We start from the raw sequence: 22518 nt of genomic DNA on the forward strand, positions 1-22518 counted from the left end.
ATGTCTAGCTCCTTGGTTGAGGTTCTAGACCGAAATCACTAAGTTGGCAATGGCTCAGTTTTCAGGGGGAAGGTCACTTTCATACCCCTGTCACCTCTTATCTTAAGAGGGGGAACAAATTAGTGTTGCCAAAGGTTCAATCTGCATTCTGCTGCCTGTTGCGTTCCTCCCCTTAAGCTAAGGGGAGGGCAGGAGGGGTTATGGATTCTCACTCCTAAACATCCAGCCGCAATTCCACTCCCCACGGCACCGGCTTCTCTCCCTCTCTGGTCAGCACCCACAGTGTAGGGATTTCCATGGTCGCCGGCGCTTCGCCGAAACCATCGGTGAGATATATAACCGCGGCAGGTCTGGGATGAAGGGTACGGGCATAGTCGAAGAGGGGCCGCAGGTCGGTAAAACCGCCACCGTGATAGCTCTGCACCACCTCACTGCCGCTCAGACTTTTGACTTTCTGAATCCGGCTGTTGGCATACACGACATTGATAACTGCATCGCTGGAGCGGGCAATGCGCATCAATTCAGCCGCAAAGCTTTCCCTTAATTCCGGCGCGTTGGTAGAATCACTCACATCAACCCCAATCAGCAAGTTAAGTTTGCGGTTCTTGCGGATGCCGGGAGTTTCATGCTCGAACCGGCGGTGTTCACGACTCCAGCTGTTCCGTCTGCAGGTGCGTCCGACAGTGGCCACAAATTGACGCAGCACCTGTCTCCAGGGAACAGGCCAGGGAGCCAGATAGCCTGCGATAACCTGGCGCAGTTCAGGCGGAACCGAACCATCTGCCGCCTTCAGCGCCTCATTGACCATTCCCCGCACAACCTCTTCACCCAGCTTCAAAGGGGTACTGTCGGCATCGTGCCAGGAAGCATGGCTGTCTATGGTGCCCCCGCTGGTGCTACTGGAATCGGTGTCTGGTTCCGGTCCCGTATGCCCGCCCAAATCCCGGTCGGCATCGCCCAATCCATTGCCGGACAGGTTCCCCATGTCAAAGGGTGAACTGATCCGGGCGTAATACTCTTCTGCCGACAGCCCTTGCGGTTGCCGGTAGGTTTCAGGAAACAGCGCCTCTTCCGGCAGCCCGGCAATCCCCTGGTTGATGGCAATATCGCAGGCGATATCCCAGTCGTGGCTGTTCTTTCCCTTTCCCCGCAGCATATGCAGATGGAGGACATGCTTTACCACATGTTGCAGCAGCCCCTCCTGTTCGGTGGAGGATAGTGCGCCAAAGCTTGTCCCGCTGACTTCCAGGACCGGCACGCCGGACTGGATTGTCACCCCCAGCGGCTCCTTGCAATCAGCCTGTTCACGCCGGAAATTCAGCAGAAACTGCCCGTAGAAGGGGTAATGCTTCAATAGCCGGATAACGGCATTTTCAAGCGCCCGGTCCGACATGTCAGGCCTCCGCGCTCATGGCACGTATGGCATCAAGCACAACTGCGTCGTACTTGTCCTGGCTGATGGCCAGGGCCACGCTCGGGATTTTCAGCAGAGACTTGATCGTGGCGAAACGCATGTCCCGGGGAAGGCAATCCAGATACGAGATCAGGTTTTCCTCCTGATCACTGGTCAGGGCAGGGGATACCTGAAGCAGACTCAAAAGCTCGTTCATGGTGGCTGCCTGGGCATCGTCCCGCTGTCTGCGAACAGCCTCCATCACCAGCGACCAGCTGTTCAGCACCTCCGTTGCAGGCACGGGACGGTTGGCCTGGTCCTCACACCAGCGCAGAAAGGAAATGGCCGCTTCCTTTCCGATAATGCCGGCATACACCTCCATCTCAAGATCCCGCGGCAGCCGGCAGTGCCGGCGCAGGGTGCTGACCATCTCCCAGCCCCGTTCGGTCGGTTCCACATCCATGTCCAGCGGATTGCCCTGGCGCGCCAGGAAGGCGGGATTGCCAGCCAGAAAACCACGCACACCGGCATCCAGCTCTTTTGCAACGGCATAGCGGGCCCAGCACTGATAGTCCGTTTCCACATAGAGCATGACCATCCGGTCGATCAGGGCCCGATCCAGGGTTGCCACCTGATAGGTTCCATCCGGCGGGTTGATGGTTACCACCACCTTGTGGCGCAGGGCCAGTTTGTGGGTATGCAGGCCCCGCTGCTGTCCCTCGGCCGGCGGCTCTACAAACTGGAAAATGGCCTGCAGGGTATCCTCCTGTTGGGCCCGGTTCAGTTCGTCACAATGGACAACAGTCGCTTGCACCTCATCCCCCGGCCACCAGCAGGGTCGTGACCAGTACATTACATCTCCCTCCCGGTAGGGAATGCCGACCAGATCTCCCACCTCCATCTGCCCAAGACGGATAGGAGCGTAACCATGCCCAAGCTCGCGGCACAGCTGTATGATCCCGGCAGTCTTCCCGACCCCCCGATGTCCCACCACGCAAGGGGTGAGATCGGTCTTGGTCAGGATCTCCTTCAGTACGGTTTTCATCTGTTCTATGTTCATGACTCGATTCCTTTTATCGTGCTTGTGTGGAAAGTACCCTGCAATTAAGACATATCAGCCGCTGATTTTCCAATCTTTATTGAAGAATAGGAAGGGTAAACCTGTTTCACGCGAAGCCGCGAAGACGCAAAGAAAGGCTGCAAACAGAAAACTTTTTAAGTTCCCAAAAGTTTGGATTTCAGTCGCATCTTTGTGTCGTTGCGTAAGATCGAGGGGTCGGATTTGGATATTAATTTGATTTTGATGAAAAGACGATGGTGAGACAGGATGGAGAGGGTTAACGGAGTTTGTCTGTTCTAAGAGGTGCCCTTTGCTGTCAGGTAATTTGCAAGACAGAAGTCAATCTGAAGGATGTGATTGAGAAGCCAGTTTTTCAGGTAGATTAGTAATTCAAGGGATTGAAGACGTTTTCCGGAATTGTAGTCCTTGATCATGCCTTCAATCTTATTTGAGAACTGAATATGTTCTTCACAGTGCGCAGCCATTCCTGGAAAAGATTGCTCCTTCATCAACTGTTCCTCGGCTCCAAAATGGTAAGCGGTATAGTCCAGCAACTCACAAAGAACAGCAGCTACGTTTTCTGCAGGGGCATCAGCAGTGAAACCATCATACGCTCTGTTAAGCAGGCTGACGAGGTGTTGGTGGTGCTGATCGATTTCCTGTATTCCAAGTAAAAAGCTACTGTTCCATTCGATAATCGGCATATCAATTTTTGCTCCGGCCATCAAGATTTAGGCTATGTATAAATATACAATTTTCAGTTGTAGGAGATCAAGTTTCTCACTTGATGTGTATCCGCTTTGATCCGAAATTATCAGATTTGATCCGTGTGCAAATTGCCTGACCGGGCTGATGCATTGACAGCATAGCGTGACATGGCGTATAAAAAGGACCCCAAAAATTAAGGCTCTGGAAAAGGGAGCATAATCCCTTAAATCCTGAGCCTTTGTTTGTTTTCAATACATGACAGGATCGGTTTCAGTCGCATATGAGTGAAGAGTGCCAATTTGATATAGTCTTGCAGGAACAGCAGCGCCTGTCCGACATCCTCACGTCAATCGAGGAGACGGCCAGGCAGAACCGGGCCAAGATTGCCAGCCATGACGCATATATGGTGGAACTGGGCAAGGAGCGCCTTGAATCGGTCAGCTGGCGCGAAAAGAATTCGCTTACGGAAAAGCTGATTGAGAACGACAAGTTCGATCCCGCCAAGTACCTCACCGAGTTCACCATGATTGATAGTCCGTACTTCGGGATCGTCGGCATCAACGACAGTGACCGGCGGATCGGCGCCAAGGAGTATCTGATCGGCAAGCAGGGTTTCGTATCCCATGACAACAAGGCTTTGGTGGTGGACTGGAGAAAGGCGCCTATCTCGCGCTTTTTCTATGACTATGACCTGGGAGATGAATACATCGAGACAATCCAGGGCAGGGAACGGGAAGGGGTGATAACCCGGCGTGATACTTTGGAGATCGCGAAACGCTCATTGCGACGGATGGAATGCGGCGATGATCTGTACGACCTGGCTGGCGGCAAATGGGTGAAAAACGCAAAGCAGTTTCATTCGACGACCGACACCAAGGTGGCCAACCAGGACCATCGCATGGTGGATATCGTTTCGCTGATCTCGCCTGATCAGTTCCATATGATTACCTCGGAAGCCACTGACGGCTGTACCCTGATCACCGGCGGTGCCGGCAGCGGCAAGACCGTGGTCAGCCTGCACCGGCTGTCGTGCCTGCAGTTCAACGATCCCGAGCGCTTCGCCCCTGAGCGCTGCATGGTGCTGATGTTCAACAAGGTGCTGCGCAACTATGTTCGGCAGACCTCCGCCGACCTGCTTGGCAACACCAGGGTGGATACCTTCAGCGCCTGGGCCTTGGGCGCCATCGCCTCCTTGACCGGGAAGATCATCAAACCGGTGGTGGGGGATGAGCTGACCGCGCAGAAAAAATCATCCCAGTTGTCTCGATTGCTGACACGATATGTGGGCGAGGTGCAGGAGTCCGACCCGCTGCAGGATCTGTGGCGCTTCTATGGCCAGCCCTATGTGCTGGAGGCGCTATTTGCAGACGGGAAGGGGAGGGAAGACTATCTGGCCGAGTTGCGCCGACGCTACGCGGTCAGGAGCCAGGCTGTCTCCTTTGCCGACCTGAGCGTGCTTCTGCGGCTGTGCCAGCTGCGTGAGAAAGATGGCCCGGTGCGTGAGGCGCTGGGCTGGTATGCCCATATCATTGTCGATGAGGGGCAGGATCTATCGCTCCTGGAGCTTGAGGCGATTCTGGCGGCAACAGACAAGCGCAACAGCATCACCCTCAGCGCAGACAGCAAACAGAAGATCCTTTCCTGGGTTGCTGAAGCAGACTTCGATATCTTCCACCAAAACCTGAAGGAAATAGGAGTAAATAGCCAAAGTCTCTCGGTTTCATACCGCTGTCCCCAGGAGATCATGGCCCTGGCCGCCAGAATCAGCAACCGCGAAATTGAGCAGGTTGGCAGGCATTCCGGAGTGCTGGAGTACCATCAGGCAGCTGATGAAGAGAACGCACTGGTGCTGTTGCGCCGGCTGGTGGAAACGCTGGTGAGCGAGGATCCCCACAGTTTGACTGCGGTGATCTGCAAGAAAAAGTCGGACGAGAAGATGCTGCACAAAGCGCTGACGGGGATTAACGGATTGCATGCCCAGGGTGAGTTGACTTTCGAGCCGGGTGCACTGGTGACGATTGCCCATCAGGTGAAGGGGGTCGAATTTGCCAACGTGATCCTCTACGACCCCAATTCCAGGGATTTCAGGAAGTCTGCCCTGGACCGCAATCTGCTGTATGTCTGTGTCACCCGCGCCTGCCGACGTCTGGATATCGTCTACTGGAGAGAGCTTGCAGCAGGGCTTGCCTGAGGCGGATGGGTGTTAATGTTCTGCGCTGTCTACATATACCCAGACTCCACGCTCCGATGGCGGACGCATGCGACTGTCCTGACGTATAAGCGAAATGCCGGCAAGATCCAGCTTGCCCCCCTTCCGGAGCAGGAGCACCCCTGTGGTACTGATCACATCACGCGAGAGAACCAGCCCTGAAAACAGTTCAGCGGGGGCAACCTCGACTTCTTTTGACGTATTGGGCTTTTTTGTCTCGAAATAGAGTATGCGCGTGATCCCCGAGAAGTAGGCAATCAGTTTGGGATCAAGCAGCGTACCGGCATGGAGCCGCGCTTTCATAAGGGCGTATTCGGCCCGCTCCCCGCTTACGGCGCTTGCAGCGCATTCCAGGAAATCCGCTATTGCCACCAGTCGGGCACCAAGGGGAATGTCATCTCCCTTCAGGCCATCGGGAAATCCGCTCCCTTTATAAGTTTCGTGATGTCCACGAACCATCAACCCTACATCGTGGAGCTCTTCAAGGGATGAGAAAACATCCTGACCCCGTACAGAATGACTTTGATATTCCGATAATTCGTTGGACGTCTTATCCGTTTCGCGCTTCTCGGTGGTACCTCGTCCGGTTCCAAGTTTTCCGACATCGTGCAATAGCCCTGCCAGCCTGACCTTGGCTACCATCTTTGCATCGAGATTCATCTTGCGCGCGGCATCACCGGCCAGTTCACTGACAGCACGGGCATGAACGCCATGCCGGTTTTCCATCATTTCGAAAACACCTGACAACAATTCGACTGCCTTTGAATACCAGCTCAGCTCGGCAGCATGCTCCTCGGCGGACATCAGCGCCTGAGTCTTTTCGCGGATGGTCGTGACGCTTTGCAACAGCCGTTTCTTGAGATTGCTGTTCCATTCCTCTAACGCATCCTGGTTTTCTTTGAGGGCCAGATGCGTCCTGACACGAGCCTGCACAACAGCAGCGTTGACCGGTTTGGTGATATAGTCCACTGCACCAGCTTCCAGCCCTCTGGCCTCATCGTCGCTTTCCTTCAGGGCAGTCACAAAGATGACCGGAATTCTTTTGGTGGCCTCGTCCGCTTTGAGAGCACGACAGACTTCAAGTCCGTCCATTTCCGGCATCATGATGTCTAGCAGAATCAGGTCCACTGGCGTTGTCCGGGCAATTTCCAGCGCCTTGGCTCCCCGCGTTGCTACTTTAATGACGTACTGGTCTTTGAGAATCCCTTTGAGGATATCGATGTTTTCGGGAGTATCGTCTACAATTAATACTGTTCTGCCTTTTTCCCTCTCGTCGGTCATGACTGTTCCCCCATACCGGATGATTCTATTTCCTTCATCATTGCATGCAATGTCGTCAGTGCTTCATCAAAATCATAGTCAGCTATGCTTTTTTCAAGGTTGACCACCATCTCCTCCACAGCAACAACGGAAACCAGATGCTGTCGGCATTCCGCCATGCAATCGGCGGCCTCGCTGTCGCTGTCATGTATATATTTCTCCAGCTTTTTCAACCTTAGACCGAGATCAGCCGGGGAGATAGCAGCCGTGGCATCTGGGACAAGAGGCGAATCTTCTTTCCCCAGGCTTGATTCCAACTGTGTCATGAGCGCCTGCAGCGATTTTGTCAGGCGAGCCAGGCTGTCGACCGGTTCCAATCCTCGGTGCAACTCCTGCTCTGCGGCCAGGGCCGACGATTGAAGTTCCGTTGCGCCGATAGTACCGGCCAAGCCCTTTAACGAGTGGGCAATGCGCTCAGCGCCTGGACGGTCTCCTGATTGCAGCGCCGCGGTGATCCTTTCCGCTGCATCACTCTGTCCATCCTTGAATTTCCTGAGAATCTCCAGATACAGTTTAAGGTTGCCAACACGCCGCACGCCACTGGCCGTATCGACTCCCGGAATATCCATAACTGTTGCGATTGTCGCGAGAGGTTCGCCGTTCCTGCATACTCCTTCTCGCAGGCAGGGAAGATGAGGCAGCTGGCGGCAGATCGATTCCATCAATTCCCGCGGCTCGATCGGTTTGATTACGTGATCGTTCATGCCGGCATCGAGTGAACGCTGCCGCTCCTCGGCAAATGCATGGGCGGTCAGGGCGATGATCGGGAGTGCGTTGAAGCGGCTGTCTTCACGAATGAGGCGGGTTGCCTGGATCCCGTCCATCTCGGGCATCTGGATATCCATCAGCACCAGATCAAAGTGTTGCTCACCTTTCAAAACCAGTTCCAGCGCTTCCCGGCCGTTGGTGGCAAGTGTGACCGTGGCGTTAACCAGTTCCAGCAGTTCGCAGGCAATCTGCCGGTTCAGTTCGTTATCTTCCACCAACAGCAGGTGGAGACCCTTAAAGTTGTATCCCTCTTCCAGAGCGTTTTGTTCGCCTGCGGCGGCAGCGTGATGGCCGGGTGCAAAATGCCTGATGATGACATCGTACATGTTTGACTGGGTCATGGGTTTGTGGAGAAAATCGTCGGCGCCAGCCTCCAGGGCCTCAGTATGCTCCTGTTCTTTCCCGAAGGCGGTCAGCATCACAATGTGGGGTGAGTTTTGAAGGGTGCCGTCTTTCTTGATGCTGCGGATAGTTTCGATACCGTCCATGTCCGGCATCTGCCAGTCCATCAGGACCAGATGGTAAGGTGACAGGGTGTCTTGAGCTTTCACCGCCTGGATTGCTTTTGCCCCGGAATCGACGGCTTCCACCTCAACAGGTAAAAACTTGAGGAGCTTTTTCAGCGCCAGCCTGCTTACCTGGCTGTCATCAACGATGAGGATACGCATGTTGCGGATTATATCTGGGATAAGCCATGGGTCGGCTGCTGTCGCTGAACGGCCGAAAGAGACAGTGAAACTGAAGCTGCTGCCCTGACCCTCAACGCTCTCTACCCGGATCTCTCCTCCCATCATCTCGACCAGCCGCTTGCTGATGGACAGACCTAGTCCAGTGCCGCCGAAGCGGCGGGTGGTGGTGCTATCGGCTTGGGTAAATGGCTGGAAGAGCGTTCCGATCTGCTCGGGGGTCATGCCGATGCCGGTGTCCCGGATCGTGAAGCAGATCTGTAGCTTGTCTTGTGACTGACCGATCAGGTCAATGCTCAGTTCAACCTCGCCCGCTTCCGTGAACTTGACGGCGTTTATCAGCAGATTCATGAGCACCTGCCCCAGTCGCAAGGGGTCGCCGATCAGATGCGACGGGACATTTGCAGAATGTGAGAGCAGGAATTCGATCCCCTTCTCCAAGGCCTTGTGCTGGATTACTGAAATTACCTGGGTAAGCACAGTTTCCAGTGCAAATCCGGTTCGCTCCAACTCCATCCGGTTGGCCTCGATTTTGGAGAAGTCCAGGATGTCGTTGATCACACCCAGCAGTGATTTCCCGGAGCTGCTGATCTTTTTGATGTAATCGTGCTGCTTGGGTGTGAGGTGGGTTTTGAGGGCCAGTTCCGAGAAACCGAGAATGGCATTGAGAGGGGTGCGGATTTCGTGTGACATGTTGGCCAGAAATGCGCTCTTGGCACGGTTGGCGGATTCTGCAATATGTTTTGCGTTTTTCAGTTCCTGAATAAAGTGTTTTCGTTCGGTGACGTCTTCTTTCACTGCAACGTAATGGATCACCTCATCAGTTGGTCCCTTTACCGGGGTGATCGAAGCCGATTCCCAGTAGATCTCGCCGTTCTTCTTCATGTTGCAGAGTTCACCGTTCCACTGCTTGCCCATGGCGAGTGTCGCCCACATTTCCACATAGTACTCGGCCGGTTGAAGGCCGGACTTGAGAACGCGGGGGTTTTGTCCGATGAGTTCTTCTAACGCATAGCCCGTAATTTTTGTGACGTTGGGGTTAACGTATTCGATGATCCCCTTGTGATCAGTAATAACTACCGCAACGGGACTGGCTTCAATAGCCTGCTTAAGCATCTGCTGGTTTTGGGTGGATTCCTCAAGTTCGGCGGTACGCATGCGTAAAGCTTCTTCTGCTTGTTTCCTCGCCGTGATGTCAAGGATGGTGGAACGACTCATTACGTAGTTGCCGCTAATATCCCTGATCGCCGTTGCGCTGAGCAGCACTGTCAGAATGGTGCCGTCCATATGGACGATTTCACATTCAAGGTTATTTACCCAGCCCCGCTTCTTGAACTGCTGGAATTCCTCCTGGAATACCCTCCGGCTTTCCGGTGTCAAGAGATCGGAAAACTTCATCTTGCCCAGAACCTGATCCCTGGTCAATCCGATCATCTTTAATTCCGTGTCGTTGATCTGGACGATGACACCTTCACTATTCAGCGAGTGGTAGCCGCAGGGCGCCTGGTCATACAGATCTCGAATTTCCTGCGACGATCGCAGCAGCGCGTTTTCATGATCTCTGCGAAGTGCTGCACGTTGTAATAGCATGTTGGCGAAAATTGATACCAGCAAGGCGCACATGAACGACAAGAAGTAAAATATCGGCAGTTCAGCGGGAGACGTCCATCCTTTTTTGGGCATCACGGACAGGGTCCATGTGCCGTTGGGCACTGCTATGGAAATATGTACGGGCGATGACCAATGCTCAGTGGTCCTGTTCGTGGAAAAGACATAGGGGCTTTTACCATCAGGCCCGACCCGCCATAGTTCATAAAGATATCCCGCCTTGACAAGTTGATCGATGCTGGTGTTCTGGAGGAGATCAGGAATTTTGATAAGGACGATTGTGAATCCCCAGAATGGTTTGCCTTCATCCTTATCCCTGAAAACCGGCAGTCTGCCGACAGCGGCAACCCCTCCCTGGATAAGCTCAAAGGGCCCAGCCAGGGTCAGTTTCCCCGTCTGAAGCGCGGTGAGGGCTTCGTCACGGCGTTTTGGATCGGTGAGCAGATCATGACCAATGGCCTTTTCGTTGCCTGCCAGGGGGTATGCCTTTGAAATCACCCCGTTGGGCGCCCATTCAAGTGTATTAATGCCACTGTAGGTTCTGATCAGGTTGGCAGCCAGCATGTCAAAATGAGGGATACTGCCATATTGTTGTAAAATGGCCGCCAGGGCGTGCGTTGCTGACAGAGACACCGAAAGTTGCCGCTCAACTGTAAATGCGGTGTTTGCGGCCAATTGTGTTGCCGTTTGCCTTTGGTTGTCAGCGTGCTCGTCTTCGTACCGGGATGAAATCAGTAACCCCAACGCGAACACCATGCAGAAGATAGCGGCAGGGATGAGCCGATTCTTGCTCATTGATTTGCTCCTGCGTACTTCACAATCTCAACCTCTCCCGATAAGGAAGATGACTCCACGGTGACATCGGAGAACTGCTGCTTGACCTCAAGGATCTCGGGAATCCGTCTGGAAAACGCCTCCACCAGGGTCGGATCGAAGTGACTGCCGCTACATCTGCGGATTTCGGCGACCGCCTCCTCCACCGGCCAGGCCTTTTTGTAAGGTCTGACGCTGGTCAGGGCGTCGAATACATCAGTAACCGCGAGAATGCGACCGATCAGGGGAATGTTCTCCTGCTTCAACCGCCGGGGATAGCCGCTGCCGTCCCATTTTTCGTGGTGGGTATAAGCACCAATTGCGGCGGTTTTCAACAGCTCACCGGGATGGTCGCCAATGATCTTGTAACCGATGTAGCTGTGGGTGCGCATGATGTTCCACTCATCGTCGTCCAACTTGGCAGGTTTGAGCAGTACCCGATCCGGGATGCCGATTTTGCCGACATCGTGCATGGGGGCTGCGTGCAGGATCAGCTCCGACTCTGCAACTGAAAGACCGATTTCCAGTGCGATGAGTTGGGAGTAACGGCTCATTCTGATGACATGCATGCCTGTTTCGTTGTCCTTGTATTCTGCAGCCCGGCCCAGGCGCCTGATGATTTCGAGACGGGTGCCATTGAGTTCGGCCGTACGTTCCCGAACCTTGTCCTCCAGGATTCTGTTCTGGTCGTAGAGTGCCAGGTGGGTCTTGACCCGGGCTCGCACTATGGAAGGGCTGAGAGGTTTACTGAGATAATCCACGGCGCCACAGGCAAAGCCGGCGGCCTCGTCCTCAACCTCTCCCTTTGTTGTGACGAATATGACCGGTATCCGCCGGGTAAGCGGATTTTCCTTCAGGCGGCGGCAGACCTGGTAGCCATCCATATCCGGCATCATTACGTCCAGCAGGATCAGGTCGGGAGGAGTTGCCGACTCGGCGATGCGCAGTGCTTTAAGGCCGTTGGTGGCGGCCTTAACGGTATAGTCTTCCTTGAGGATCGCCGAAAGAATGTCGATGTTGGCGGGTATGTCATCAACGATCAGGATGATCTGTTTGTGCTTGTTCTGCATGGTTTACCTTGCTGCAAAAGAGATTATGATGCTAACAGGATAGGCAATTTACGAGGCCCAAATCTAACATATCAGTTATATTTTTACCTGTTTTTTCTTTGTTTTTGCTGGATTGAATTTTGTGAAAATACTCGCAATTAGAGGTATTTAACGTCGTCTTAAGAGGACAGCCTTGTTTGCGAATATACCGACTGTCCCATGCAGGAGATTTCTATAATTTCGGGTAGGAGAGGGTACCTGTCATAGTTTTCCCTTTTTGTGGACTTAGATGGGATGCTGCAGGAGCCTGGAAATTATCGCAACTCCAGTGTAGTATGTGCAACTCATAGGAATAGGGAAAACATGAGAGTGACAGATACTACGAACGGAGAAAATAATGGCTAATAATGAAACATTGCGAAGCATACGGGATGCTCTGAAAATCGACGATGCAACCATGGTCCGGATATTTAAGGAGTCCGGACGTGAGGTGGGTCTGTCAACGATTTCTGCGTTTCTTTCATCTGAGGATGAGGACGATTATATCCCGTGTGCCGATCCGGTTTTCGGTTTCTTCCTGGAAGGATTAATAATCCATAAAAGAGGTCGCAAGGATGATAAAGCATCTCCGGCATCCCAGCCGGTCAGCCGTCTTTCAAAGAATGATGTCGTAAAAAAATTGAGGATAGCCCTGGACCTGAAAGAAGATGATCTCATCACGATTTTCAAGGCTTCCGGCGTTCAAATTTCTAAAAATGATCTGAGTTCCTTATTCAGAAAAGAGGGTAACAAGCACTACAAGGAGTGCAGTGATCAGATTTTTAAGGCATTCTTAAAAGGACTTGCAATATGTTGCAAGGGATAAGGGTGCATCCGGGGCCATTGATTTTATCAAGCTAGAGGGTAGGGCCGCTTCTGATGAACATTTCGGGCGAAATAAAAGCAAATAAAACCGATAAATCTTCCAAAGTCAGGTCAACCATACGTTTGGTTGCAAGCATGCTGGTTGTGCTGTTTTTCGCAGAAGCGATCGTCATGTTCACCCTGCCGCTGATCTTTCATACTTCAATCCCTTTTGTGGACAATTTTGCCGATTCGGTGATGCTGATACTGATAAGCGCACCTTTTCTGTGGTTTCTGATCGCCCGGCCACTGCATGCCACTGCCAGGGAGGTCGAGAGGCTGAATGTGAGCCTTGCGGCGCGGGCCATTGACCTGGAAAAGCAGAATGCGGAATTGCAAAAGACCTATCATGATCTGGAGGTTGAAACCGTTGCACGCCACAGGGCTATGGAAGAACTGCGGGAAAAGGAACAGTTACTGATTCAGCAGAGCCGCATGGCTGCAATGGGTGAAATGCTCGGCAACATTGCGCACCAATGGCGACAGCCTTTAAATGTCCTTGCTGTCAAAATTCAGGAAATAGGTTTTCTTTATCAATACGATGAACTAAGCAAGGAAGTGCTCCAAAGCAATATAAGTACAGCCATGGAAATACTTCAACACCTGTCCCGGACCATTACCGTTTTTCAGGATTTCAGTGTGCCTGACAAGGAAAAAAAACTGTTCATGGTGGAGCAGGTCATATCGAATACGCTTCAGATCATTGAAGAGAGCATAAAAAAAGCAGGAATCAAACTTGAGGTCAGCTCAGCTGGAAACCCTCAGATTACCGGTTATCCCAACGAATTCGGCCAGGTGCTCATGAACCTCATTATGAATGCCAAGGATGCCTTTGTGGAGCAGGGAACGGCGAGTCCGCACATAGTTGTGCATGCATGGTCCGAGAACGGCACGTCAGTGGTGACCATTACGGATAATGGAGGTGGTATCAAGGAGGCAATAATGGATAAAATATTTGATCCATACTTCACCACCAAGGAACTTGGCAAGGGAACTGGTATTGGCCTGTTCCTGTCAAAAACAATCATCGAGAAAAACATGGGGGGACGGCTTAGCGTGCGGAATGTTGAAAACGGTTCAGAATTCAGGATAGAGGTCTGAAATGGTTGCGGAAAAAACTCCCTCATCCTTTTCATTACTATTGGTGGAAGATGACAATATAGTCTGCATGGTCGTTGGTCGCATGGTGGCCAGGAAATTTCCGGAAGCGAAGGTCTATACTGCCGATAATGGCCAAGTTGGGTTGGACCTCTTCCGGGAGCATGTTCCCCGGATCGTTGTGACAGATATTAATCTGCCATTCATGGACGGGATCGAGATGGCCAGTCAAATCAAAATGATAAATGCCGAAACTAAATTTATCGTGCTCACCGGTTACAGCGATCAGAGTCACCTTGAGAAATTTAAAGAAATAGGTTTCGAAGAGTACATGATCAAGCCGGTCGATTTCGACAAGCTGTTTGCTGCGATTGAAAAATGCGTGCCGACTGCTGGCTGATCGGATTATCCTGGACGTAATGTGTCAGGTGAAAATCAGTCGCCTATATCCTTGAAATTGAGTTATTTTTTCTGTCACAAATCTTCTCGTTGTTACAGAGCAGCAACCTCCATAAACGGTTTCAATCCTACCTTCCAAAGCCATAATTCTTGCCATTGATGTCCATTACCTCATCATCAATGCAACCCGCCTCCGCTGTGCCCTTCACGCCTGAGCTGCATGATTGACACTATCATTGACCGGTAGCACAATAAAAAAAGCCTTGTCGCAACTGTAAAAAGAGGAGGCGGAGAAAGGGAACTGCAATGGCGATAATCAGGCAGATAGCTCAACTGGGACATCCGGTGCTGCGAGGGGTGGCGGGTAAAGTCGCACATCCGTCCGATCCCTCCATCCATGCACTTATCGAAGATATGCTGGTGACAATGATCGATGCCAACGGAGTGGGAATCGCAGCTCCTCAGGTGTATGAACCGCTCGCCCTATTTATTGTTGCATCGCGGTCAAATCCGCGCTATCCCGATGCCCCTCAGATGGAGCCGACGGCAATGATCAATCCGGAACTTCTCTGGGCATCGGAGGAGAAGGAAAAGGGCTGGGAAGGGTGTCTGAGTATTCCCGGTCTGCGAGGCCTTGTGCCAAGGCACCGGCGTATTGGCGTACGCTACCTGACCAGGGAAGGAGATATCCGGGAAGAGGAGTATGCCGATTTTCAGGCGCGTGTGTTCCAACACGAGTTCGACCACATTCAGGGACTTGTTTTCATTGATCGGGTTGAGAGCACCCGGGAACTGGTGACTGAGAAGGAATACGTACGATTGGCAAGCTGCGGAGGGTAGATGGGGGCACTGGCAGGCAGTCAACCAATATTCTCTCCATTGAATTGGTTCCTGGTCATGTCCTGGATCCTTCTGAACAGGCAGCCTCCAGATGTGATTATGAAGGTAAGCACCTGCAAATTGATGGGCATCCCGGGAAAATCGCCGCTTTCCCTCACATCTGTTCTCAAACCATAAACCCGTTTGCCGCGGCCAACCGCGTACCCTAGTTCCGATACTGTCCCACTGTCAGGTTCAGTCCCATCCAAGACGGCCAGCACATGATCCGCCTGGTCAATCATCGCGATGTTAGACCTGCCTATTTTGAGTGCCAGCTTGTTCAAGGCAGCCTGTCTGGCTAAGGTGCTGTCCACGGCAAAAATATCCTTCGTCTCCTGCTCAAACTGTGCGCCACTCTCCCAGGGGTCCAAAACCACGAAACCAACTTCCATCAGCTGAACACGAATTCTGGTGCGGTAGGTTTCACCCTCGCTGGTAAATCCAAGTGGTGAAGCCAGATAAATTTTCTTTGAATTCATTTGTTTCTCCGTGGCAGTTGTAGTGGCTTTCTAAAAATCGGGGGCGGTAAGTACTTCAAGCTGCTTTTGATGCTGCTGCTGAATCATTACTGATGTGTCTGATGGTGTCAACGTTTCACAGCCGCGTTGGATTTTTTTTGTTTGAAATCGAAGCTGATTTCATGCCTGGAGCGATTTCATCGCCCAGAGATGGGCGGCTATCAAAGCTCGCCAGGGTGAGAATTCTTCCAGCCAGTCCCTCGCATACTTTTCACTGATTTTTTCTGGATGATCAAGCAAAGTTTGCAGGTTGCGACGAACCGCAACATCGCCATGCAGTGAACCGTCCAGCCAGCCGTAACCGCGCAATAAGGCATAGTTGATGGTCCAGGGACCGATGCCGGGCACCAGCAGTAATTTCTCACGCATTTCATCGACCGGAAGGTTTATGGTCCACTCTTCCAGGGGCAGCAGATTCTCGAGATTCCTGCGACTCAACTCGATCAGGGTACGTGTTTTTGACTGGGACAGGCCTGCCTGACGAAGTTGCTCTTCACTGGTGTGTTCGATTCCGGCTGCATCCGGATAACAGTACAATCCGCTGGAGTGCTGCATTCCGGCGGCCTGGATCAGCCTTCTGCGTACGGCAATAGCTGCATGCAGACTGATCTGTTGTCCAATGATGGCCCAGGTCAGCGCTTCAAAAGGGGTAGCCGAGAGTGGAACCCGCAGTCCGGGGTGTTGGACAATTAGTGGACCCGCTTCTGGATGATGCCGGTAAGTTGCTTCGAACTCTTCAATCTGCTGGGTCAGGCCCAGCATGCGTCGCACCATCTGGTCCAACGATGTCGACATGTTGTCTGCCGGTGAGCCGTCAATTGCAAGAATCGCCTCAGCCTGCAAAGGGTGAAAGTTGATCGTCAGGCAGGCGGCGTGCCCCTGCCACACCAATCCCTTGTGCAAGGTGTAACCCTCTACCCGTTCTGCAGCCATCAGCTGGTCCCGCTTGTGAAAGGAAAGTACATCCTGCAGGCGAAAGTCGGGCGGCAGCTGAATAATACATCTCAATAAGATTGATTCCACGTCTGTTTCTCCTGCCCGTGCGGCACTCCGGTTTGTTTGTTCAATAATATCCGATTGTGTTGAAGAACTACATCCTTTGCTGCGTCAACAGGGATAGTGGCGGGGCGCTGGAATGAATCTCCAGATGTGGTACAAAATAGTATGGGATCTGATTGGTGGCAGCTTATTAACTATGTGGAATCGGGGTCAGGTCCTTTTCGGAGCTAACATGACTATCAATGATGCCTTTCATACCTTCGCGCGCAAATCGTCCGACGCCCTCGGCACCCCCTATGGATTTGCAATTGCAGTGCTTTTGCTGGTCATCTGGGGTGCCACTGGTCCCTTTTTCGATTTTTCAGACACCTGGCAGCTTATTGTGAATACGGCCACTACCATCGTTACCTTCATTATGGTCTTTCTGATCCAGAATACCCAGAATCGTGACGCGCGGGCGATTCACCTGAAGTTGGACGAGCTTCTGAAAACCCAGCAAGGAGCCCGAAATTCGCTGGTAGATCTGGAGGATATGAGTGACGAAGAGTTGAACAGTCTCCAGCACGAATTTGAGCGGGCACGTAAGAAAAAAGATGTAAACCACGCGGAGCGGGAAAAGGCCGGCAAAGAGAAAAACTTGCCGGGAAGTAGCCCCCAGCGTTGAATTTGACGGCATTAGGTACTAGGCATATGCCCTGGCTGAAGTGTGTGCAGTGCGAGAGCCGTATCGAAAAAACCGAGGTTGAATTTGTGAACAGAATAGGGTATAAGGTTCGTCCGCATGAAGTTGCACCAACACGGAGAGGTGTCCGAGTGGTCGATGGTGCCTGACTCGAAATCAGGTGTACGGAAACGTACCTAGGGTTCGAATCCCTACCTCTCCGCCACTAATTATTCAGTAAAATTGTTGATTATGCTGTGAAAACCCCTGACTTTCACCAAAAACTTTCACTAAGAAGGTTATAATGAAAGGGCAGGGGTTTTTTTCGCTTCTGTGAAATCCTTGCCAAAGTAGTTCACGATGTCCCAAAAATCATCCTCCATACCCTCAATGTAATTGCCGTACACATCGTAAATCATCTTCTTCGACCCGTGCACCATCAACTAACCGCTGGGATGGGTCAATTTAAACGCCGAATGACAGACAATTTTGATTAAGTACAGGGGGTGCTAAAAAGCCGCAAACTTCTGAATGAAGAATGCGGCTTTGGATTTTATCTTCGTCCGTGCCGTCTGGCTAGTTCTAATAGCGGGCCTGATTCCAACTCTTCAAAGGCATATGGATTCAGTACCTGGTTTCCCCAGAGCAGATTCCGGTCAACTTTGTTCAACGATGCCTTCTCACAGACAGTCGGCCAGTTCTGCTCGATGCATTCGACCTGTTTGACGATGATCTCGACGGCGTTCTCCTCTGAAAGAAGAAACTGTGGGGCGGCAGCAAGACAGGTGGCTATCCTGCTGGAACGGTCGTTTCCCTTGACCAGCATTGCCTGGGTAGTGATTTGCCCATGACGTCCTTGGGGGCAGATATCATATGCAGGTGTTAATGTCAGTAAGCGCCCATCCCAAAAGGCTGCATGATTTCGGGCATGATCGTCAGTATTACCGACCAGTACGTTGAAAACGATGCGGGAGAACAGTTCGAGCAGTGTTTCCGGTGCAGAAGTGAATCGTGCACGTACTAGTTCGGCCAACATCTCATAGCTTGCGTAACGGGCCATCATTTCATCCAGAGCCAACAGAGTCAGTGCTGAAACAAAGCTTTTACGCTGCCAACCGTTGGCTGTTGCCGTCCGATCAAAACGCTCGACCAACAGCACATCTTTGCCGGCAGCGCATTCGAGCGAGACCGGCGCGACATTAAGACCGACCAGCCCTGCCAGGGTCATGGCGACATATTCAGCCTTAACTACAGAGTAGAGGTCGGTGGATGTCGAGAATTTAGCGATAAATTTTCGGCTGTCGCTTTGTATGAGTGCCTTGGGACGAGCCCCGCCGATAGAAGTGCCATGCTGAAGGGCCTGGGCTAGCTCCGGCGTCAGCGGGATACCATTTTCGACACGCTCAGCGGCTTCCATCAGTTCCTCAAGGGGGGCGCCAGAAACATTCCGAGGTTCATACACGGTAGGTGACAATTGGAAATCCAGGGCTCCAATCCGGTCGGACCCGGACTCAATAAGATAACAGAGTTCGTCGAGTGCCGCCGGGTCGATTCCGGAGGTTTTGTTCCCGAATTTCTTGTTGAGTATTACCCTGCGGCCCCAGGCATCAGGAGCCGCATCCCGCAGACATCCAGGAATGGTAAGTCCTGGCAGGAGAGGAAGCAGTCCCTGACGCAGGGGAAGTTCAGCGTCGTAAATCGGTATGGCGTTGTCGCGCTGCAGGTAGCTCTTGCCGTAGTTGAAGACATACGTTGTCCCTGCGGACGTAAGTCTCCCAGCAACCACCGGCTCTGTCTCTCCAGGGAGCCAGATCCAGGCAAAAATCTCCTTGTACTCAGAACTCATCGTTTACCTTCACGGTGTTGCGAACCGACTGTGGTAGAAGCGCCAGCTTGTCGTCAATCCGACTTATATTTCTGGAGATATTTGTGTGCCCTTCATCCCTGAACAGGTTCACCCCAACCAGGTTGGCGACCTCGAATACCAAGCCGATCTCGCACTTTGGGTCACCCCGTTCGATCTTCTGTAAGGTCCTTCTGGAAATCCCTGCCCGTCCAGATAGGTCTTCCTCAGTCATCTTGCGCTCTTTCCTACCAAGCCGGATGAGCTTGCCCAATAGTTCAACTGCTTCCCGGGTCTGACGGAGATATGTGCGGTTCACAGGAGAGGCCATAGATCACCAAATGGATATTATCTTATTCATGTAATAGCTTAGTGACTACGATAGTATCCATTTGCATAAAGGCAGTCAAGATGCTTTTCATATTCGCTCTGATCTGCCTTTTTGTGAAGCGGTCCTGATGGTCATTCTCTCTGCCACTTAAAGCAGGTGACGGCTGTACAGCTTTGCCCAGTTCCTGTGGAGATGGGAACGCAATCGCTTTGAGCATTCCCTTTGCCAGAGAAGCTTCCCTTAAGTGTGGCTTGCCGTGTGGTTGGCCTAAGGACACAAGTGGCCTTATTGACAATGCAATCCACTGGCAGTAATGTACTTAATTAAAACTGAAGGAAGGGAGACGTGATGGGGGGCAATGCATTGATATATAAAGTGATTATTTCTGCAGTTTTTTTTCTCACCTCATTTGTAGCTACACAATCTTTCTCAGAAGTTCACAAAAATGATGCTGTGAATCGAGACAAATCCATAACCAAGGCAATAGAGGCTGTTACTTCCAATACATATGACCGTGTGAGCCGTGCAGATACGGGTAATGATCCGGTTTCATCAAAAAAAGAAAATGAAAAGACCGCACAAGTACAGGACGTAAAACTTTTGGCAGCAACTTTGAAGGCTGAAGAAGAGTACAACACTAAGAAGTCTGAAAAGTCGCTTACCGCAAAGACAAAGGCTAAAAAGGGAAAATCTGTTGCCAAAGCGTCCCGTTCAGCCAAGCAAAAAGCTAAACACAAGCGTCGTGCCAAGACCAAAGCGGCGCAGAAATATGTTGCTGCTGTGAAGGTAGAGGACGGAGAAACTGTTACCAAAGCTCTCCCTATTGAAAAGCAGGAGCAGGTTGGTTTGGCATCAGTCAAAGTGGAGGATGGCTCCAAAGCTGCCCCAAAAGTGGGAGACAGCCCTCTCACGAATGCAACCTTCGTGAAAGATGAAGCAGAGCCGCACACCAAGCCTGCTAAATCATTATTTCAAGTGGGGCAGGCAGTGCCTAATCTCAGCATAGTTACCGAGTCGGGTCACAAGGTTGCATTGGAAGACTATCGGGGAAATGTATTGGTGCTTAATTTTTTTGAACCGGGATGCCAGACCTGCCGCAGTTATTTACCGCATTTTAAAGAGTTGAACAGTAAATTTGGAAAACAGGGGCTTCAGATCATTGATATGAGTACTGATCAGAATCCCACTAAAGCTGAATTTGGCATCCAGGCTGTTCCAGTTGTTTTTGTAGTGGACGCACATGGTCGTGTTGCTGGTGTGTTCAAAGTCATCAACGATCAAACGCATAGCAGAATTGAAAATTTGGTCAAAGTGCTCCTCAGGGATCTTTACAAGATTCCTGCATAAGGTTGGCCCTGCCGGTTTGTCCCAGTAGAAAAGGGAAGCTGGAACATCAAGGGGGCTATATTTCAAGTACCTAAAAAAAGACCATCCTGGGCTATCCAGGATGGTCTTTTTCATTTATTCCAAATGAGTTATTACCGGCAGTTGAACATAAACACTGCTGTGGGTTCACGGTTCGCCATCTCCCGGATTGGGCGAAGCAAGCCTGGTTCCGATATGTTTACCTGGCGTCGTATTATTTTTTCTTGAAGGTATAACGATACACAAATGATTTGGGAGCATAGAAATCCACAGGCTTGCCATCTATCTCTGCATAGGGGTATCCAAAGGTATTCAGTGGTGCGCCAGCCTGAGGCGGATTGAGTTTCAGGTCACGTCCTTTTGCCAATACTACGCGGTAGGCATCAATCCCCCCCCAGAAAAACTCGCGATATTCCTTGGTTTTTGGATCGTTCAACTCCAGTTTTTCAACCAACATTGCTTTACGAACATCAGCCGGATCAGCTGTTACCCAACCGAAGCCTGGTACGAAAAATTCCGCCCAGCAATGTTGGTAGGTGGTGACATCTTCTTCTGCCTTCTTGCCAAGTCGGATACTGAAAACTTCTCGGGAAGGTACTCCTGCAGCACGGCAAAGTGCTATGAATACCGAGGAGATATCGGTGCATTTTCCACCTGGTTTTTTCAATAACTCGCACACGTCTCCCATGCCACACCCTTTGGTGTTCGGGTCACGATACATGTTTTCAACTGTCCAATCATAGATGGCCCTGGCTTTTGCCAGGTTGGTCAGTTTGCCTTTGGTGATCTTGTCCGCCAGTTTTTTAACATCGCCATCAAGCGGCCCCTTGGTGGTTGGCTGAAGGTATTCTGAATAATCGGCGCGGTTCCACTTTGGTTCCTTAGTCGGTAAGTTGCGTTGGTTTATTTCCTTGCGTTCTGCATCAAAGGAAAATACAAGTTTGCGGCTTACGGCCGTCTGGGGCCATTCTGCGTAGAGCATTGGAGTGCCGTAGGACAGATCGGTGTAGACTCCCGATGAAGCGAAATCTCCTGAAACTTTAATGTTACTGATTGTCTGGTACTGGTCACTTGTTGGATAAGGAACCCATAGCTTGGCTTCCTTGCCCGCTGCCTGTGATGACAAATCCACTTCCAATGTTATTGTTCCTGCTTGCTGGGTTGCTCCCCATGCGCTACCGACAACCAACCAGCACAATGCTAATACTGCTACAAAAATCCTTCTCATGTACGCCTCCTATAATTTCTTACCCGGCTTTTATACGGGTTGTGTCAGTAGTATGTCAAATTGGTAAAAACAATTAGCACCCGGGCAAGCATCGTAAACAATAATAGTTAGATCTGTTGAAGCTGTTTTTGATATTAAAAGAGTTCTTGATGATACTGTTTTGCTTTAGGTAGAATTAAACCAACTGGCCAAAGTTTTTGAGCCGACGCAGATTACTAGCCATAAACAAAGAAGGTATGTGTGAGAAAGTCAGAAGCTTTACCGAGATATCAGGTTATTTATGCTGTCGTTCAACATATACCGGCCGGGATGGTGGCTACCTATGGCCAAGTGGCCCGATTAGCCGGGATACCGGGTGGTGCACGACAGATTGGTTATGCTTTGAGCGCGCTGCCCTACGGGTCTGCAATACCCTGGCATCGGGTTGTCAATGCCCAAGGGAAGATCAGCCCGCGCTCGGATGGCCGTCCGGCCGATGAAATCCAGCGATTGCTTCTCCAGGAAGAAGGCGTGATGTTTGACGAAAAGGATCGCATTTCACTGGATCGTTTTGGTTGGCGTCCGGCCGTCTATTAAGAATGTTGTCTTTCATATTCATTCGAATATATCCATTCATTGATTTTATTCGGCAATCTCATTGATTTACCAGTTTATTAATAGTAAATTTCCGGAAATCAAAA

At 51.4% G+C, this 22518-nt stretch carries 19 protein-coding genes and 1 tRNA gene; 9 read left to right on the forward strand and 11 right to left on the reverse strand.

Features of this window, described 5'->3' with window-relative positions; genetic code table 11:
* Positions 1-214 precede the first annotated feature (214 nt).
* The 3 genes from KJB30_RS16505 to KJB30_RS16515 form a co-directional block, all read right to left on the reverse strand.
* Entirely contained in the window at positions 215-1393 is a 1179-nt protein-coding gene (locus KJB30_RS16505) for a vWA domain-containing protein (protein ID WP_214301396.1), read from the reverse strand.
* Position 1394: 1 nt separating this feature from the next.
* The gene (locus tag KJB30_RS16510) at positions 1395-2453 is read right to left on the reverse strand and encodes a hypothetical protein (RefSeq protein WP_214301398.1); all 1059 of its coding nucleotides are present in this window, start codon (positions 2451-2453) and stop codon (positions 1395-1397) included.
* A gap of 296 nt (positions 2454-2749) precedes the next feature.
* Complete coding sequence (locus tag KJB30_RS16515) at positions 2750-3157, reverse strand: bacteriohemerythrin (protein ID WP_214301400.1); 408 nt, start codon at positions 3155-3157, stop codon at positions 2750-2752.
* A 284-nt stretch (positions 3158-3441) separates the two neighbouring features.
* Between KJB30_RS16515 and KJB30_RS16520 the strand changes: the two genes are divergently transcribed.
* A complete protein-coding gene (locus tag KJB30_RS16520; RefSeq protein ID WP_214301401.1) occupies positions 3442-5352 on the forward strand; it encodes a UvrD-helicase domain-containing protein in 1911 nt (636 codons plus the stop codon).
* Positions 5353-5364: 12 nt separating this feature from the next.
* On the opposite strand, the gene KJB30_RS16525 is transcribed toward KJB30_RS16520, so the two are convergent.
* The 3 genes from KJB30_RS16525 to KJB30_RS16535 are packed head-to-tail and all read right to left on the reverse strand — an operon-like array spanning position 5365 to position 11635.
* Positions 5365-6651 carry a response regulator gene (locus KJB30_RS16525; RefSeq protein WP_214301402.1) on the reverse strand — a complete coding sequence of 429 codons (1287 nt, stop codon included), beginning with the start codon at positions 6649-6651 and terminating at the stop codon, positions 5365-5367.
* Positions 6648-10547 carry a response regulator gene (locus KJB30_RS16530; protein WP_214301403.1) on the reverse strand — a complete coding sequence of 1300 codons (3900 nt, stop codon included), beginning with the start codon at positions 10545-10547 and terminating at the stop codon, positions 6648-6650. Before KJB30_RS16530 ends, KJB30_RS16525 begins: the two co-directional genes overlap by 4 nt.
* Positions 10544-11635 (reverse strand): response regulator, encoded by a 1092-nt coding sequence (locus tag KJB30_RS16535; RefSeq protein WP_214301404.1) that lies wholly within the window; start codon positions 11633-11635, stop codon positions 10544-10546. Before KJB30_RS16535 ends, KJB30_RS16530 begins: the two co-directional genes overlap by 4 nt.
* A gap of 376 nt (positions 11636-12011) precedes the next feature.
* Here KJB30_RS16535 and KJB30_RS16540 point away from each other — a divergent pair, with 376 nt between their 5' ends.
* From KJB30_RS16540 to def, 4 genes are all read left to right on the forward strand, one after another.
* Positions 12012-12479: a YehS family protein gene (locus KJB30_RS16540; RefSeq protein ID WP_214301405.1), complete on the forward strand. Its 468-nt coding sequence runs from the start codon at positions 12012-12014 to the stop codon at positions 12477-12479.
* Between the two features lie 53 nt (positions 12480-12532).
* Entirely contained in the window at positions 12533-13618 is a 1086-nt protein-coding gene (locus tag KJB30_RS16545) for a sensor histidine kinase (RefSeq protein WP_214301406.1), read from the forward strand.
* A 1-nt stretch (position 13619) separates the two neighbouring features.
* Complete coding sequence (locus tag KJB30_RS16550; RefSeq protein WP_214301408.1) at positions 13620-14015, forward strand: response regulator transcription factor; 396 nt, start codon at positions 13620-13622, stop codon at positions 14013-14015.
* A 305-nt stretch (positions 14016-14320) separates the two neighbouring features.
* Complete coding sequence (gene def / locus KJB30_RS16555) at positions 14321-14854, forward strand: peptide deformylase (RefSeq protein WP_214301410.1); 534 nt, start codon at positions 14321-14323, stop codon at positions 14852-14854.
* A 20-nt stretch (positions 14855-14874) separates the two neighbouring features.
* On the opposite strand, the gene KJB30_RS16560 is transcribed toward def, so the two are convergent.
* Together KJB30_RS16560 and KJB30_RS16565 are read right to left on the reverse strand one after the other, a co-directional pair.
* Complete coding sequence (locus tag KJB30_RS16560; RefSeq protein WP_214301412.1) at positions 14875-15372, reverse strand: nucleoside 2-deoxyribosyltransferase; 498 nt, start codon at positions 15370-15372, stop codon at positions 14875-14877.
* Positions 15373-15531: 159 nt separating this feature from the next.
* Entirely contained in the window at positions 15532-16434 is a 903-nt protein-coding gene (locus KJB30_RS16565; protein WP_214301414.1) for a DNA-3-methyladenine glycosylase 2, read from the reverse strand.
* Between the two features lie 208 nt (positions 16435-16642).
* Here KJB30_RS16565 and KJB30_RS16570 point away from each other — a divergent pair, with 208 nt between their 5' ends.
* Positions 16643-17074 carry a low affinity iron permease family protein gene (locus tag KJB30_RS16570; RefSeq protein ID WP_214301416.1) on the forward strand — a complete coding sequence of 144 codons (432 nt, stop codon included), beginning with the start codon at positions 16643-16645 and terminating at the stop codon, positions 17072-17074.
* Between the two features lie 135 nt (positions 17075-17209).
* Positions 17210-17297 (forward strand) — tRNA-Ser (locus tag KJB30_RS16575).
* A 327-nt stretch (positions 17298-17624) separates the two neighbouring features.
* Here KJB30_RS16575 and KJB30_RS16580 read toward each other — a convergent pair.
* Positions 17625-18917 carry a type II toxin-antitoxin system HipA family toxin gene (locus tag KJB30_RS16580; RefSeq protein WP_214301418.1) on the reverse strand — a complete coding sequence of 431 codons (1293 nt, stop codon included), beginning with the start codon at positions 18915-18917 and terminating at the stop codon, positions 17625-17627.
* Positions 18907-19245 (reverse strand): helix-turn-helix transcriptional regulator, encoded by a 339-nt coding sequence (locus KJB30_RS16585; protein WP_214301420.1) that lies wholly within the window; start codon positions 19243-19245, stop codon positions 18907-18909. Before KJB30_RS16585 ends, KJB30_RS16580 begins: the two co-directional genes overlap by 11 nt.
* Positions 19246-19593: 348 nt before the next feature.
* Between KJB30_RS16585 and KJB30_RS16590 the strand changes: the two genes are divergently transcribed.
* On the forward strand, positions 19594-20592 hold the full coding sequence (locus KJB30_RS16590; RefSeq protein ID WP_214301422.1) for a TlpA family protein disulfide reductase: 999 nt from the start codon (positions 19594-19596) through the stop codon (positions 20590-20592).
* Positions 20593-20824: 232 nt separating this feature from the next.
* Here KJB30_RS16590 and KJB30_RS16595 read toward each other — a convergent pair whose 3' ends face one another.
* Positions 20825-21838, reverse strand: a complete 1014-nt coding sequence (locus KJB30_RS16595) for a transglutaminase-like domain-containing protein (protein WP_214301424.1) — start codon at positions 21836-21838, stop codon at positions 20825-20827.
* A gap of 240 nt (positions 21839-22078) precedes the next feature.
* On the opposite strand from KJB30_RS16595, the gene KJB30_RS16600 reads away from it, so the two are divergent.
* Positions 22079-22414 (forward strand): MGMT family protein, encoded by a 336-nt coding sequence (locus KJB30_RS16600; protein ID WP_367619005.1) that lies wholly within the window; start codon positions 22079-22081, stop codon positions 22412-22414.
* Positions 22415-22518 lie beyond the last annotated feature (104 nt).

The organism is Pelotalea chapellei, assembly GCF_018531195.1.
In the GTDB taxonomy this organism is placed as follows: Bacteria; Desulfobacterota; Desulfuromonadia; order Geobacterales; family Pseudopelobacteraceae; genus Pelotalea; species Pelotalea chapellei.

Bases quoted from the DNA above. Each gene is read 5' to 3' on its own strand.
- KJB30_RS16525 (WP_214301402.1), bottom strand. From the start codon at position 6,651: ATGACCGACGAGAGGGAAAAAGGCAGAACAGTATTAATTGTAGACGAT.
- KJB30_RS16580 (WP_214301418.1), bottom strand. From the start codon at position 18,917: ATGAGTTCTGAGTACAAGGAGATTTTTGCCTGGATCTGGCTCCCTGGA.
- KJB30_RS16515 (WP_214301400.1), bottom strand. From the start codon at position 3,157: ATGCCGATTATCGAATGGAACAGTAGCTTTTTACTTGGAATACAGGAA.
- def (WP_214301410.1), top strand. From the start codon at position 14,321: ATGGCGATAATCAGGCAGATAGCTCAACTGGGACATCCGGTGCTGCGA.
- KJB30_RS16510 (WP_214301398.1), bottom strand. From the start codon at position 2,453: ATGAACATAGAACAGATGAAAACCGTACTGAAGGAGATCCTGACCAAG.
- KJB30_RS16550 (WP_214301408.1), top strand. From the start codon at position 13,620: ATGGTTGCGGAAAAAACTCCCTCATCCTTTTCATTACTATTGGTGGAA.
- KJB30_RS16540 (WP_214301405.1), top strand. From the start codon at position 12,012: ATGGCTAATAATGAAACATTGCGAAGCATACGGGATGCTCTGAAAATC.
- KJB30_RS16590 (WP_214301422.1), top strand. From the start codon at position 19,594: ATGGGGGGCAATGCATTGATATATAAAGTGATTATTTCTGCAGTTTTT.
- KJB30_RS16595 (WP_214301424.1), bottom strand. From the start codon at position 21,838: ATGAGAAGGATTTTTGTAGCAGTATTAGCATTGTGCTGGTTGGTTGTC.
- KJB30_RS16530 (WP_214301403.1), bottom strand. From the start codon at position 10,547: ATGAGCAAGAATCGGCTCATCCCTGCCGCTATCTTCTGCATGGTGTTC.
- KJB30_RS16520 (WP_214301401.1), top strand. From the start codon at position 3,442: ATGAGTGAAGAGTGCCAATTTGATATAGTCTTGCAGGAACAGCAGCGC.
- KJB30_RS16505 (WP_214301396.1), bottom strand. From the start codon at position 1,393: ATGTCGGACCGGGCGCTTGAAAATGCCGTTATCCGGCTATTGAAGCAT.
- KJB30_RS16570 (WP_214301416.1), top strand. From the start codon at position 16,643: ATGACTATCAATGATGCCTTTCATACCTTCGCGCGCAAATCGTCCGAC.
- KJB30_RS16585 (WP_214301420.1), bottom strand. From the start codon at position 19,245: ATGGCCTCTCCTGTGAACCGCACATATCTCCGTCAGACCCGGGAAGCA.
- KJB30_RS16535 (WP_214301404.1), bottom strand. From the start codon at position 11,635: ATGCAGAACAAGCACAAACAGATCATCCTGATCGTTGATGACATACCC.
- KJB30_RS16560 (WP_214301412.1), bottom strand. From the start codon at position 15,372: ATGAATTCAAAGAAAATTTATCTGGCTTCACCACTTGGATTTACCAGC.
- KJB30_RS16545 (WP_214301406.1), top strand. From the start codon at position 12,533: ATGAACATTTCGGGCGAAATAAAAGCAAATAAAACCGATAAATCTTCC.